The 13,831-nt window shown below is 71.4% G+C and carries 10 protein-coding genes; 5 read left to right on the top strand and 5 right to left on the bottom strand.

Annotated features, from left to right (window positions below; all coding sequences use genetic code 11):
• Positions 1-1,109: LysM peptidoglycan-binding domain-containing protein (locus VFB40_RS14065; protein WP_324850746.1), on the top strand; the 1,109-nt coding region annotated here is incomplete at its 5' end.
• A gap of 3 nt (positions 1,110-1,112) precedes the next feature.
• On the opposite strand, the gene VFB40_RS14060 is transcribed toward VFB40_RS14065, so the two are convergent.
• From VFB40_RS14060 to VFB40_RS14050, 3 genes are all read right to left on the bottom strand, one after another.
• A complete protein-coding gene (locus VFB40_RS14060) occupies positions 1,113-1,994 on the bottom strand; it encodes a hypothetical protein (protein WP_324850744.1) in 882 nt (293 codons plus the stop codon).
• Positions 1,991-2,527: a SigE family RNA polymerase sigma factor gene (locus tag VFB40_RS14055; protein ID WP_324850742.1), complete on the bottom strand. Its 537-nt coding sequence runs from the start codon at positions 2,525-2,527 to the stop codon at positions 1,991-1,993. The genes VFB40_RS14060 and VFB40_RS14055 overlap by 4 nt, the downstream gene beginning before the upstream one ends.
• 124 nt (positions 2,528-2,651) lie before the next feature.
• Positions 2,652-3,380: a maleylpyruvate isomerase family mycothiol-dependent enzyme gene (locus VFB40_RS14050; protein ID WP_324850748.1), complete on the bottom strand. Its 729-nt coding sequence runs from the start codon at positions 3,378-3,380 to the stop codon at positions 2,652-2,654.
• A gap of 244 nt (positions 3,381-3,624) precedes the next feature.
• On the opposite strand from VFB40_RS14050, the gene VFB40_RS14045 reads away from it, so the two are divergent.
• Together VFB40_RS14045 and VFB40_RS14040 are read left to right on the top strand one after the other, a co-directional pair.
• Complete coding sequence (locus VFB40_RS14045) at positions 3,625-7,575, top strand: Pls/PosA family non-ribosomal peptide synthetase (protein ID WP_324850740.1); 3,951 nt, start codon at positions 3,625-3,627, stop codon at positions 7,573-7,575.
• 71 nt (positions 7,576-7,646) lie between these two features.
• Complete coding sequence (locus tag VFB40_RS14040) at positions 7,647-8,975, top strand: M1 family metallopeptidase (RefSeq protein WP_324850738.1); 1,329 nt, start codon at positions 7,647-7,649, stop codon at positions 8,973-8,975.
• A 37-nt stretch (positions 8,976-9,012) separates the two neighbouring features.
• On the opposite strand, the gene VFB40_RS14035 is transcribed toward VFB40_RS14040, so the two are convergent.
• Positions 9,013-9,738: a hypothetical protein gene (locus VFB40_RS14035; protein WP_324850736.1), complete on the bottom strand. Its 726-nt coding sequence runs from the start codon at positions 9,736-9,738 to the stop codon at positions 9,013-9,015.
• Positions 9,739-10,023: 285 nt separating this feature from the next.
• Here VFB40_RS14035 and VFB40_RS14030 point away from each other — a divergent pair, with 285 nt between their 5' ends.
• Together VFB40_RS14030 and VFB40_RS14025 are read left to right on the top strand one after the other, a co-directional pair.
• Complete coding sequence (locus VFB40_RS14030) at positions 10,024-12,012, top strand: cellulose binding domain-containing protein (RefSeq protein ID WP_324850734.1); 1,989 nt, start codon at positions 10,024-10,026, stop codon at positions 12,010-12,012.
• A 49-nt stretch (positions 12,013-12,061) separates the two neighbouring features.
• Entirely contained in the window at positions 12,062-13,141 is a 1,080-nt protein-coding gene (locus VFB40_RS14025; protein WP_324850732.1) for a LacI family DNA-binding transcriptional regulator, read from the top strand.
• A gap of 25 nt (positions 13,142-13,166) precedes the next feature.
• Here the strand turns inward: VFB40_RS14025 and VFB40_RS14020 are convergent, their stop codons facing one another.
• Complete coding sequence (locus VFB40_RS14020; protein ID WP_324850730.1) at positions 13,167-13,667, bottom strand: hypothetical protein; 501 nt, start codon at positions 13,665-13,667, stop codon at positions 13,167-13,169.
• Between the last annotated feature and the right edge of the window lie 164 nt (positions 13,668-13,831).

Here is a 13,831-nt window from a genome sequence, read left to right as displayed (position 1 = left end):
ATCGGCGCCTCGCCCTAGAACTCGTCCGCGACCGCGAGGCCTTGCTGCGACGGACGCTGCCCGACGCGCAGTCCCCTGATTCGGAGCGGGTGCCGTGGCGGGAATGGCTGGTCCTGGTGGTGGAGTCGCGTGCCTCCGCACCGGCCCGGGCACTGAAGCGCGCCGTGGTCCGCCTCGCGGGCCCGGCGGCGGCCGACGCGCCAGTGGCCGCGGTCCTGGACTGCCTGGAGGCGGGGCGCCGCGACGAACTGGCCGAGCAACTCGATCGTGCGCTCGGCGTCGCGGCACCCGAAGACGCGGCGAGGAACCGCGGCGCCGGCGGCGGATCCGATCGAGCGGCCGACCGGGCTTCCGATCAAGGCGAGGCCGGTCCGGCGGGACGGCTGCTCGGAGCGTTGTTCAGCCTGGTCGGCCAAGCCCTCGTCGGTATCGGGGGCGCCGTCTGGCACCTGTCCTGGACCGGCAACAGCCTGCTGACCCCGCGCGACATCACCGCCGAGGAGCTCGGGGCGCTGCTCGCGGCGGCGGTCCGGGACCGGCGGGAGGTGCCCAGGCTGCGGCTGCATCTGGCGGAACTCGGCGTCGACGTGAACGGCCCCGTCGTGCTCGGCGAAGCCGCCCGGCCGCGGCGGGAACTGACCGTCACCCCGAAGGAGGACGCCCTCGCCCGCCGGCGGCGGCGCAATCAGCTCACCGTGTTCCTCGTGGTCGCCGTGGGCCTGATCGCCGTGTTCGGTGCCATCAGCGGCATCTCGCAGATACGGGACCAGTCGCCACAGCTCGCCGGCCAGCCCGTCGCGGTCCCGTACTACTCCTACTCCGCGCCTGACCACAACGGTCTCTACGAAAGCCTGCTCGCGTATCCGAGCCTGCCCCCGATCGCCCTGCCGACCGCCTTGCCGCTCGAAGGGCTGCTGCCCCGAGCGTCGGACACCGCCACCATCACCGTGCACGGCGGCGACACGCTCGGAGCCATCGCGCAACGCTGCGACAGCACCGTCTCCGAGCTCCAGCAGCTCAACGGTCTGGGAAGCTCGACGATGATCTACGCGGGACAGCAGCTCAAGGTCCCCGCGCTCGGCGCCTTGATCGCGGCGTCCTGCTCCTGACGGTCAGCCGCCGTAGAGAGTGCGCAGATCCGTGTCGAGTGCCGCGATGAATCTGCCGTCCTTCACGAGCTTGGTCACGTCGAACGGCGGGGTGAACGCGCCGCCGGTCACCGGGCTGACGCCGATGCCGAGGTAGGTCTGGTCCGGAGTCTCGACGAGGACTTCGATGGTGTTGGGATGGGCTGTCTGCGGCGTCTCACCCACGAGTTGGTATCCGGGACGCGGACCGGGCAGCGGCTGAGGCTGAATCGCCGTGCAGCCGGTGCACACGTCGCTGCGGGTACTCGAGTAGGTGATGTAGAAGTACGCGGCATGGCCGCCCAGCGTCGCAGTGTACTGCCACGGTTCGAGGATGTGCGTGTCCGGACTTAGTCCGGGGCCCAGCTGGGCGATCTGGTCCGTGGTGAAGTCCGTACTCTTGCCGGCCGCGTATTCCTCGAAGAAGGGCACCATGGCGAGGCCGGGGTAGATCCTCTTCATCGCCGCGACGTCTTCGGCGCACACGACGGCCCGCTGCGCGACTGTGCCCTTTCCGAACAAGGCCGACTCGCTCTCGCCGCTCCAAGGCAGCCACTTGCCCACGCATGCGCCAGACGACCCAGCGCCCTGATTCGCCGCGCCGCCGCTTGCCGTGGCGATCGCGGTGGGCAGTGGCCCGGCACCGGTCGCACCGGTGACCATCACGACCGCGGCGGCCGCCGCGGCGACCAGACCCCCGCCCGCCGTCCAGGCCACGCGCGCACGCCGCTTCGCGCGACGCGCCCCCGCGAGCGCCGCCGGAACAAGGTCCACTGCGGGGTTGTAGTCCTGCACGAGTGTCGCGAGCAGCCCGCCGACCGCAGCGTCACGTGCCGCGTCGGTCGCGTCCGAGTCGTGGTTCGTCATTGTCCCGTTCCCTTCGAATCGCCGTGTGTGAGCGCCGTGGGACCCAGCCACTGCGGGCCGAGCAGGTCGCGCAGTCTGGCCAGCGCCCTCGACGTCTGGCTCTTGACCGTGCCGACGCTGCAGTCGAGCAAGTCTGCGGTCTGCTGAACGCTCAGGTCCTCCCAGTACCGCAGCACCAGCACGGCCCGGCTGCGCTTGCCCAGCTGGTCGAGCGCGGCCAGCAGCGCGAGCCGCTGCTCCGCCCGCTCCGTGCTGTCCTGCGTGCGCGCCTCGCCGATCAGCGCCCGCTGCGCCTCGCGGTCGCGGCCGAGCCGGCGGCGATGGCGCAGGTAGACGTTGATCAGGGTCCTGCGCGCGTATGCATCAACCGAATCGGCCCGCCTGGCGCGCGGCCAGGCGCGGCACAGATTCGTGAGCGCCTCCTGCGCCAAGTCCTGCGCGCTGATGGGATCACCGCACAGCAGGAACGCCGTACGCAGCAGATGGTGCTGGCGGGCCGCCGCGTATTCGGCGAATTCGTCTTCTTCTTCCATGGCATCCGCCCCCAAGTAGGTCGATCGACCCCTACCCAGAGTCCGGCGGATCGCGGAAGGTTGCGTGCGGAAGCCGAGATTTCACGGCGAAGTACGGCCGAGCCGGATCGGGCGCGGCCGAGGATCAGTAGAGGAACGGCGGCTCGGGGAGGTCCGCGGCGCCGTGCACGGTAAGGTCGGCGCCCCGCGAGCGTCCCATCAACCAGGCCAGCAGCGAGCTTTGCGGACCGTGGATGACTGGTGCCGGTCGCGCGCCGCCGATCTCGTACTCGGTGTCCGTGTCAGTAGCGCACAGCCGCATGGCAGGTGCGTCCTCGCGCGCGCTGAAGGAGGCAGCGACCCGGCCGAGCATGGTGCGGACGAAATCCGCGGGCCACTGGGCCGGGGTGTAGCCGGCGTCCAGATCGGCGTGGTGGACCAGCACCTCGGACAGCCGGGAGTCGGCGGCGCGTGCGGCCGGGCGCTGCTGACCGCGGGTCCAGCGCACGATCCGGCTCCACGCCTCGGGCGGCATCCCGCGATATTCGGCTTCGAACGCGGCGGCGCTGTCGCGCACGTCGGCCAGCAGTTCGGCGGCGCCGCGGCCCGCTCCCTCCTCGATCTGCTCGGCGCGGGCGTCCAGGCTCGGGTACTCCGCCGTCTCCGTTCCGGTCCGGGCCCAGATCAACAGCCGTCGTCCGCCATCGGCATTGCGGGCCAGGTGCGTGAGCACATGTCCGCGCGACCAGTCCGGCAGCAGCGACGGCGCACGCATGTCGGCGTCGGTGAACCGGGCCGCCGTCCGCACCAGGTCTTCAGTCGCGGCCGTGATCTGCTCAAGGACGGCCGCGGGCTCGAAGCCCTCGTGCGCCATCGTCACGCTGCTGCCTCCGGGATCCGCGCGACCGGCTGACCGGCGCACCTGAGCGGTCTCGACAGTCTGAACACTATCGCCGGCCCGATGACTAGGACGGGGGCGCCGAGGCCAGCGGTAGAATGGCGGCCGAGAACTTCATCGAGACCACGACATCAAGCCGGCGCCGGCGCGCCGCGGTCGTGCAGGTTGGGCTGGATGCCCCGTCACCGAGGCGCTCGATGCCCGCCGACCAAGGGACCGCATGGCTGTCGTGGAAGCGCCGTACGCGCTGATTGAGAAGCAGACCGAGCAGGGCCCGGCCGAGCCCGCGTCGTCGCGGGTGAACGCCGTGTTCGACGGGGCTCAAGCCGCCGAGCCGCGCACCCTGATCGACATCCTGGACGCCACGGTACGGCGCTACCCGAACGAACCAGCCCTCGACGATGGCACCAGAGTGTTGACATACCGCGCGCTGGCCGCGGAGGTCGACACGGTGCGCCGCCGCCTGGCCGCCGCGGGCATCGGCGCCGGAGACCGCGTCGGGGTGCGCATGCCCTCCGGCGACGTCGACCTCTACATCGCCATCCTCGGGGTGCTCGCCGCCGGCGCGGCGTACGTTCCGGTCGACGCCGACGACCCCGACGGGCGTGCCCGGCTGGTCTTCTCCGAGGCCGGCGTCGCGGCCGTGCTCGAGGCGGGGCGGACCCTCGAGGTGCGCGGCGACGCACGTCCGCCGGTGGCTGCCGGCCGCCCCGGCCTCGAGGACGACGCCTGGATCATCTTCACCTCCGGATCCACCGGCAAGCCCAAGGGCGTGGCCGTGCGGCACCGCAGCGCCGCGGCCTTCGCGGACGCCGAGTCCCGGCTGTTCCTGGCCGAGGAGCCGCTCGGCCCGGGCGACCGGGTGCTGGCCGGCCTCTCGGTCGCGTTCGACGCCTCCTGCGAGGAGATGTGGCTGGCCTGGCGGCACGGCGCCTGCCTGGTCGCCGCCCCCCGCGCGCTGGTGCGCAGCGGCGTGGACCTCGGACCCTGGCTGGTCGCCCAGGAGATCACCGCGATCTCCACCGTCCCCACCCTCGCCGCGCTGTGGCCGGACGACTGCCTCGACGAGGTGCGGCTGCTGATCTTCGGCGGCGAGGCCTGCCCGCCGGAACTGGCCGAGCGCCTGGTCATCGAGGGCCGCGAGGTGTGGAACACCTACGGCCCCACTGAGGCCACGGTCGTCGCCACCGCCGCGCGGCTCGACGGCGCCGGGCCGGTGCGCATCGGACTGCCGCTGGACGGCTGGGAACTGGCCGTGCTCGACGCCGCCGGACACGTCGTGCCGATGGGGGAGAGCGGCGAGCTGGTGATCGGCGGCGTCGGGCTGGCCAGGTACCTCGACCTGGACAAGGACGCCGAGAAGTACGCCCCGCTGCCCGCCCTCGGCTGGGAGCGCGCCTATCGCAGCGGCGACCTGGTGCGCGCCGAGCCCGAGGGACTGCTGTTCCTGGGCCGCGCCGACGAGCAGGTCAAGCTCGGCGGCCGCCGGATCGAACTCGGCGAGGTGGACGCGGCGCTCCAGGCCCTTCCGGGCGTCGCGGCGGCGGCCGCGGCCGTGCGCACGGCGCGCGGCGGGAACCAGATCCTCGTCGGGTACCTCGTGCTCTCGGGCGGCCAAAGCGAGTTCGACCGCGCCGACGCGGTACGCCGGCTGCGCGCCGCACTGCCTGCCGCGCTGGTCCCGCTGCTCGCGCTCGTGCCGGCGCTGCCCGTGCGCACCTCCGGGAAGGTGGACCGGGCCGCGCTGCCCTGGCCGCTGCCGGGCCTCGACGCGGACGGCTCCGCCCGCCCGGCGGCCGACCTGACCGCGACCGAGGCCTGGCTGGCCGGACTGTGGGGCGAGATCCTCGGCGCGCCGCCCGCCTCGCCCGCCGACGACTTCTTCACGCTCGGCGGCGGCAGCCTGGCCGCCGCGCAGCTGGTCGCCCGCATCAGAACCCGCCATCCCGGGGTCTCGGTCGCCGACCTGTATCAGTACTCGACACTCAGCGCCCTCGCCGCCCTGCTGGACCGGTCCGCCGCCGGGCCCGCCCAGGACGGCCCGCGGGTGGTCGAGCCCACCCCGCGCCGCGCCGGGCTCGTGCAGGGCGCGGTGATGGCGGCGATGTACGCGCTCGTCGGGCTGCGGTGGTGCGTCGCGCTGGCCGCTTTCAGCAACATCCTGCGCTGGTACGGACCGCACCCGTGGGCACCGGCCCTCTCCTGGTGGTCGGTCCTGGCCGGCTGGGTGCTGCTGATCAGCCCCGCCGGACGCTTGGCCATCGCCGCGACCGGCGCGCGGGTCCTGCTGCGCGGCGTCACCCCCGGCACGTACCCGCGCGGCGGAGCGGTGCATCTCAGGCTCTGGGCCGCCCAGCGCCTTGCCGAGTCCAGCGGCGCGACCAGCCTGTCCGGGATCTGGCTCACCTGGTACGCCCGCGCCCTGGGCGTCCAGATCGGCGAGGACGTCGACCTGCACTCCCTGCCGCCGGTCACCGGAATGCTCAAGCTCGGCCGGGGATGCGCGATCGGCACCGAGGTGGATCTGTCAGGGCACTGGCTCGACGGCGACCGGCTGCACCTTGGACCTGTCCGGGTCGGTGCGGGAGCCGTCGTCGGGACTCGCAGCGTGCTGATGCCCGGTGCCCGGGTCGGCAAGCGCGCGGAGATAGCGCCGGGATCCGTCGTGTCCGACGCCGCGACGGCCGGTGCGGTCAAGACCGGCCAGCGCTGGGCAGGGGTGCCCGCGGTGAAGACCGGACGCGCCACGCGCTACCCCGGCGAACGCCCCGTCCACAAGCCGCACTGGACGCTGGCGTACACGACCACGGCGTTCGTGCTGAATCTGCTGCCGCTGCTGGCCGCGCTCCCCGGCGTGCTGCTGATCGGGCTGGCCGTGCACGGCTCCGGGACGCTGCCGGCGGCGCTCGGCTCCGCGCTCGCGATTTCCCCTGCGGCCGCGCTCGGCGGGCTGCTCGCCTACGCGCTGCTGGTCCTGCTCGGCGTGCGGGCGCTGAGCCTCGGCCTGCGCGCCGGCCGGCATCCACTTTACGGCCGCGTCGCCTGGCAGGCCTGGACCACCGAACGGCTGATGGACGGCGCGCGCACGGTGCTCTTCCCGCTGTATGCCAGTGCTCTGACGCCGCTGTGGCTGCGTGCGCTGGGTATGAAGGTCGGCCGCGGCGTCGAGGCCTCCACCGTGCTCGCGCTGCCGAGCATGACCACCGTGGGGGACGGCGCGTTCCTCGCCGACGACACCATGATCGCCTCCTACGAGCTCGGCGGCGGCTGGCTGCGCATCGACGAGGCCCGCATCGGGGCACGCGCGTTCCTGGGCAACTCGGGCATGACCGCCGCCGGACGCAAGGTGCCGCGCGACGGGCTGGTCGGCGTGCTCTCCGCCGCGCCGAAGAAGGCCAAGGCGGGCGATTCCTACCTCGGCATGCCGCCGATGAAGCTGCCGCGTGCCGTGGAGGCCGGCGACCAGAGCCGCACCTTCGCCCCGCCCCGCCGGCTGCTGGTCGCCCGGGCGGTCGTGGAGAGCTGCCGGATCGTGCCGGTGCTGTGCTCGGCCGCGCTGGCCCTTCTCGCGCTGGGCGTCTTCGCGGCCGCCGCGCAGGCCTGGGGCTGGTGGGCGGCCGGACTGCTCGGCGCCCTGGTGCTGCCCGCGGCCGGCGCGGTCGCCTGCGCGCTCGCCATCGCCGCCAAGTGGCTGCTGGTCGGCCGGTTCACGACGGCGCAGCACCCGCTGTGGAGCGCCTTCATCTGGCGCAACGAACTGGCCGACACCTTCGTCGAGTCGCTGGCCGTGCCGTGGCTGGTCGGGGCCGCTGGAGGCACCCCGGTGATGAACCTCTGGCTGCGCGGCCTCGGCGCTCGCATCGGACGCGGCGTGTGGTGCGAGAGCCACTGGCTGCCTGAAGCCGATCTGGTGAGTTTGGGAGAGGGCGCCAGCGTCAATCGGGGTTGTGTGGTTCAAACACACCTGTTCCATGATCGGATCATGCGCTTGGACGAGGTCCGGATCGAGGCCGGCGCCACGCTGGGCCCGCACGGCATCGCGCTGCCCGGCGCCACCCTCGGCGAGGGCGTCACGATCGGTCCCGCCTCGCTGGTCATGCGCGGCGAGTCGGTCCCGGCGAACTCGCGGTGGCTGGGCAACCCCATCGAGGCCTGGCTCGGAGCGGACTGATCCTGGTGCCGCCGAAGCACGATCCGGCCGGGGGAACCGGGGCCGAGACACGCACGACCACCACTGCGTCGATGTCCACCACCGCGTCAGAGGCCGCGGAAGCGTACTTCCCTGACCACGGCGACCCGCGCTACCGGGTGCAGAGCTACGAGCTCGACCTGCGCTATCGGCCGGCCGGGAACAGGCTTTCCGCCACCGCCCGGCTGACCGCGGTGGCGGCGGACGCGGCCGCGCCGCTGCGCGAGTTCGCCCTCGATCTCGCCGCCTTCCGGGTCGAGCGGGTCACGGTCGACGGGACCCCCGCCAAGTTCACGCATCGCGGCGGGAAGCTGCGGGTGCGCCCCACCACTGCCCCGCAGCCCGGGTCCGCCTTCAGCGCCGTCGTGCGCTACAGCGGCACCCCGCGCCCCGTCCACAGCGAGTGGGGCGCACTGGGCTGGGAGGAGCTGAGCGACGGGGCGCTGGTCGCCTCCCAGCCAATCGGTGCACCGTCCTGGTACCCGTGCAACGACCGTCCGGACGACAAGGCCTCGTACCGGATCACCGTCACGGTTCCAGCCGGCTACATGGTGGTCGCCAACGGCACGCTGGTCACGCACGAGGTCGCGGCCAGCACGACGAAGTGGGTCTACGAGCAGCCCGCGCCGACCGCCAGCTACCTGGCCACGGTGCAGATCGGCCGCTACACCCGCACCCGGCTCACCGCGAACCCGGTGCCGCAGAACGCCGCGTATCCGGCCAGGCTGCGCGAGCGATTCACGCACGACTTCGCCCGCCAACCGCAGATGATGGAGCTGTTCGAGGAGCTGTTCGGCCCCTACCCCTTCGCCGAATACGCCGTCGTCGTGGTCGACGAAGAGCTCGACGTCCCGGTCGAGGCGCAGGGCCTGTCCACCTTCGGCACCAACCACGTGGACGGCCGACGCGGCAGCGAGCGCCTGGTCGCGCACGAGCTGGCGCACCAGTGGTTCGGCAACAGCCTGACGGTCGCCGACTGGCGGCACATCTGGCTCAACGAGGGCTTCGCCAAATACGCCGAGTGGCTGTGGTCCGAGCGCTGTGGGGACGGCGCGGCGAGCGCCGCGGACCTGGCCGCCGAGTCCCACGCGCAACTCAGGAGCCTGCCACAGACCCTCCGCCTGGCGGACCCGGGCATGCGCAAGATGTTCGACGACCGGCTCTACCGGCGCGGCGCGCTGGTCTTGCACGCGTTGCGCCGCACGCTCGGCGACGGGCCGTTCTTCGTCATGCTCAAGCAGTGGGCTGCTGAACACCGGCACGGCGTCGTCAGCACGTCGCAGTTCATCCAGCACGCCAACCGCTACAGCGTCTACGGGCTCGACGACCTGTTTACGGCCTGGCTCGAGGAGAAAACCCTTCCGCCGCTGCCGAACGGATAACCGAGCCTGGTTAGCGGACCTGGCCAACCATGCCCGGTCAGCCCTGGGTGAACACCGTCATCCATTCCGCGCTGCGCGGCCGATAGCGGTAGCGCTCCATGAGCCCGTTCGAAACGGCCGGCATGTGTGCGGCGCCGTAGACCACGCCGACCGTGATCGGCTCGCGGCAGCGCTGTTCATGCAGCCGGACCAGTTCGGCCAGCAGCTTCTGATCGCGGTTCTCCATGACCATGTGCGACAGCCGCGCATCAGCGATCTGCTCCTCGCGCGCGGTGAACGCGAAATCGTGGATCTCCAGATCCTTGGAGCACAGCGCCCGCGGCCCCGCGATGGCCAGCGCGGTGCTGATCACGTGCACGCTGGTGACCAGTGCCAGGTTGACGCCGGCCAGCGCCGCCAGCTGCTTGAGCCCCGGAATGCCGCGCAGATCGAGGGCCGGCTCGGCGGGCGGCACGTCCGGCCGGATCACCGGGATGCCTTCGGGCAGCGTGGCTTCGTCGCTCTGCCCGACGATCCCGCGCTGCCGCCCGCGGGGGAAGTAGCGGTTGGCGAAGCTCATGGCGTTCTCCTGCAGGGAGGGCCCTGATACGCCTTCCGCGACGATGACCGCGCACTCCTGCAGCCGGCGGCGCACCTGCGCATAAAACGAGGGCGCCGCGAAGTGCAGCATCGGGAAGAGCGCGAACTGCATGGGGGTCTCGTCCCGCCGCAGGCGGATCGCCGCCGACCTCACCCCGAAACCTGTGACCTCGGTGATCTGCATGAGCCACGCCCCCCGGTCCGGCACCTCGTCCTGCGAACCTGGTACCCGTGCGGATCGACGGCTGAACCGCGCCGGATTCCCCGCCACGGATGAAGGTTTCACCGGTGTACGTCCGGAGTTTCCTGCGTTCGGCGCGCGCGTGGACTTAAGCCGCTGTAGTGCTTGACACCCCATGCGGGAGCTCCCAGGATCGGCGTGATTGTTACCGGTAACACAGCCTCTCCGCCTGTGCGACGTTCAGTTCGGCGCCACGGTGTAGCGGCGCCGGACCGATGGAGGAGCGACGTGCGGACAAGAGTTTCCGGCCGACTGGCGCTGGCCGCCGGCACCGCGCTGGCCGTGGCCATCCCACTGCTCGTGCCGACGGCGGGCCGCGCCGCGTCTGGTGAATCGCTGAGCGTCGACCTGTCGTCCGCGCGCGGTCCGTCGACAGGCGTGGGGGAGGGGTTCCTCTACGGCATCAGCCAGGACGGTACCCAGCCCGCCGATCAGTACCTTCAGCCCTTGCAGATCAACGCGTATCGCGGTGGAGGGCATGCGTCGCGCGGCTGGATCGGGGACAACTATCAGTACGGCTCCGGCACACAGGCCGACGTCAACGAGGCGATCACCCAGGCGAGGCGCCTGACGCAGGGTTCGTATCACGCGCAGTACCAGTTCATCCTCACGGACGTCTACGGCGCGGACGGGGGTCAGCCGTCGAACACGGTGTGGCCCTGCGACAACGGGAACTGCTCGAACTGGGTCAGCTTCGTCGACGCTACCGTGGGCGCCTTGCAGGCCTCGGGGCTGAAGTTCGCCTACGACATCTGGAACGAGCCGGACATCTCGGCGTTCTGGACCCGCGGGATCAACAGCGCGCAGTACTTCCAGATGTGGGACGCCGCCTACCGGGAGATCCGCAGGCTGGCGCCGAGCGCGACGATCGTCGGCCCCTCCTTCGCCGTCACCCCGCAGCAGAACGCGGGCCAGTGGAACACCTGGCTGGCGCATGTGAAGAGCGCCGGAACGGTACCGGACATGATCTCCAACCACAACGAGGGCGACGGCGACGACCCGGTGGCCGTGGCCCAGTCCCTCAACAGCGCCCTTTCCAACAACGGCATCGCGCACCTCCCGCTCTCCTCCAACGAATTCCAGCCCCAGGATCAGCAGACTGCCGGCCAGTCCGCGTGGTACCTCGCCCGCTTCGCGCAGTCCGGATACACCAACGCGATGCGCGGCAACTGGGCGTGCTGCGAGACGCCGAACCTGACCGGGTTGCTGACGCAGTCCGGCGGCAGCTGGCAGCCGACCGGGAACTGGTGGGCGTTCCGCGATTACGCCGACATGACCGGGACGCTGGTGACCACCTCCGGCCAGGTCGGCTCGACCGCGATCGCGGCGAGCGAGGACAGCGGGAACAAGCGCGCCGTGGCGATCCTCGGGGACGACGGCAACTTCACCGGCGCCGCGTCCGTCACCTTCAACGGCCTGTCCTCGCAGTCCTGGCTCTCGGGCGGCGGCAGCGTGAACGTGCGCGTGGACCGCATCCCGGACCAGGCCCCGCTCAGCTCCCCGCAGGTGGTCTACAACCAGACGGTCAGCGCCACCGGCGGCTCGATCACCGTGCCGATCACCTTCCAGGCCGCACACGACGCCTTCGCGATTTATGTCACGCCGGCCGGCTCCTCCAGCGGCAACACGGTGACGGTGACGAACCCGGGCAGCCAGTCGGGCACGGTCGGCGCGCCGATCACCGCGCTCCAGATCCACGCCACCGACTCGGCCGCCGGGCAGACGCTGACGTACACGGCGAGCGGCCTACCTCAGGGCCTTGCGATCAGCTCCTCCGGTCTGATCTCCGGCACTCCCACGACGGCGGGAAGCAGCACCGTGACGGTCACCGCGACGGACTCGACCGGCGTGTCCGGCACCGCGTCCTTCAGCTGGAACATCACCGGCGGCCAGAGCGGCGGCACCTGCCAGGTCGCCTACGCCAAGACCAGCGAGTGGCCGGGCGGATTCACCGCCAACGTGACGATCAGCAACACCGGCACCAGCGCTGTCAACGGCTGGACTCTGAAGTTCGCCTTCCCCGGCGACCAGAAGGTCACCAACGCCTGGAACGCGACAGTGCTCCAGTCCGGCACCGCGGTCACCGCCACCAACGCGAGCTACAACGCCACGATCGCACCCGGCGGCAACACCTCGTTCGGATTCCAGGGAACCTTCACCTCGAACGATTCCTCACCCACCGCGTTCACCCTCAACGGAGCTACCTGCACCTCCTGACCGCCCTACCTCGATTGACACCCGTCTGCCCGCTTCCGAGAATGATCGCGTGACTGAGAGCGGTAACATCGCTGCGCCGGCGACGTCCCAGAGCTTCAGCATCTGGGACGTCGCCAGGATCGCCGGTGTCTCGCACCAGACCGTCTCACGCGTCATCAACGGCAAGCCGAACGTCAGGGAGTCCACTCGGGCGCACGTGCTGCGGACCATCGACGAGCTCGGATTCACCCCCAGCCGCACCGCTCAGGCGCTCGCGGGCGGACCGGTGCGCTCGGTCACCGTGCTCACCGTCGACACCGCGCTCTACGGCTGCGCGGCCGCCTTGCGCGGCATCGAGGAGGCGGCCCGCGCGGCGGGGTTCACCGTCGCGATCAGCGTCCTGGAGCCGGAATCCGCGCGCAGCAGGCAGGACGTGATGGAACGGCTCGGCGACCCGGGCCGCGCCGCGGCGATCGTGATCGCGTTCGAGGCGGCGGGCGTGCGCGCCCTCGCCGCGCTGCCCGCGGACTATCCGGTGGTGGGTCTCGTCGAGCGGCCCGACGACGCGGCGGATGCGGACGGGACGAGCCTTTCGAAGGTCTGGATCGACGACCGGGGCGCCGCCGCCCACGCCACCCGGTACCTGCTCGGCCTCGGCCACAAGACCGTCCACTACCTCGCCATCCCCTCCTCCACGACGCATCAGACGCAGCGGGCCCGAGGGTGGCGCGACGCCCTGCACGAGGCGGACAGGACTGTGCCCGAACAGCTCGACGCCGGCTGGACCCCGCGTTCCGGATACCTCGCCGCGCGCCGCCTCCTCGCGGACCGCACGGCCACCGCGATCCTGTGCGGCAACGACGACGTCGCGCTCGGCGTGCTGCGGGCCGCCCGCGAGGCCGGCCGGCGCGTGCCCGAGGAGCTGAGCGTCGTAGGGTTCGATGACGCACCGCAGTCCGCGTATCTCAGTCCCGCGCTGACGACCGTGCGCCTCGACTTCGAAGGGCTCGGCCGGGCCGGATTCCGTCTGCTGCATCGATTGCTCGATCCGCAGAACGCACCCGAACCCGGCCTCTGGGACGACCCGGAGCTGATCGTGCGCGAGAGCAGCGGCCCCTACCGCAGTGCGCGATCACGCTCGCCACGGTGATCGCGGACGTGCTCGATCGGCCGGCTCACGGGGAGTAGGGGTCGACGAACTGCCTGCTGTATGCCGAGCTGCTGCAGCGGTCGAAGATGTTGCCGCCGCAGGCGTTCGTCTCGATCTGGAAGTAGACGATGTAGTCGGGCGTGGTTCCGGAGAGGCTGTTGAAGTGCACGGTCGCCCGGCAGTCGTTCGAGTCGACGTGCCAGGGGAAGCTGCGCACGGTGCCCAGCCCGTCCACCCAGTTCACCCGGAACTCCGCTTGGCGGCTGTCGCCGCAGGAGGTGTCGGTCAGCGTGACGTTGGTCAAGGTGAAGGAGTTGCTGCCGTTGATCGTCACCGTCCCCGTCACCCGCGAGACGCCTGAACTGACGTTGAACGTCCCCAAGTTCACCGCGGCCGACGCGGGGGAGGCGCCCACGGCCGCGCCCCAGCAAAGGACGGCGGCCAACACGGAGACGGTGACCCTGCCGCGGCCTGCTGTGAGGACCCTGCGTGCCGCGGACAGCAGTGTTGTGCGTACTCTGCTCATCACCCTGTCCTTACCTGAGTTGAGTTTCGCCTGGTCGGCGAACGCTACGGCTCCTGATTGCCCGACGGCGTTCCGACCCAGCCTCGCGCCGGGCCGTGGCGTCTGCGTTGCGTTTCCGTGGCGCTGTCGCCGACCGCCATATCAGGCGTCTTCTGTTTCCGCTG

It is taken from the genome of Actinocrinis sp. (assembly GCF_035650855.1).
Taxonomy (GTDB): Bacteria; Actinomycetota; Actinomycetes; order Streptomycetales; family Catenulisporaceae; genus Actinocrinis.
Note: the sequence above shows the minus strand (reverse complement) of the source record. Positions and strands in the feature narration are given on the sequence as shown.

Coding starts and splice junctions, on each gene's coding strand:
- VFB40_RS14045 (WP_324850740.1), top strand. CDS start 3,625: ATGGCTGTCGTGGAAGCGCCGTACGCGCTGATTGAGAAGCAGACCGAG.
- VFB40_RS14020 (WP_324850730.1), bottom strand. CDS start 13,667: ATGAGCAGAGTACGCACAACACTGCTGTCCGCGGCACGCAGGGTCCTC.
- VFB40_RS14035 (WP_324850736.1), bottom strand. CDS start 9,738: ATGCAGATCACCGAGGTCACAGGTTTCGGGGTGAGGTCGGCGGCGATC.
- VFB40_RS14055 (WP_324850742.1), bottom strand. CDS start 2,527: ATGGAAGAAGAAGACGAATTCGCCGAATACGCGGCGGCCCGCCAGCAC.
- VFB40_RS14040 (WP_324850738.1), top strand. CDS start 7,647: ATGTCCACCACCGCGTCAGAGGCCGCGGAAGCGTACTTCCCTGACCAC.
- VFB40_RS14060 (WP_324850744.1), bottom strand. CDS start 1,994: ATGACGAACCACGACTCGGACGCGACCGACGCGGCACGTGACGCTGCG.
- VFB40_RS14050 (WP_324850748.1), bottom strand. CDS start 3,380: ATGGCGCACGAGGGCTTCGAGCCCGCGGCCGTCCTTGAGCAGATCACG.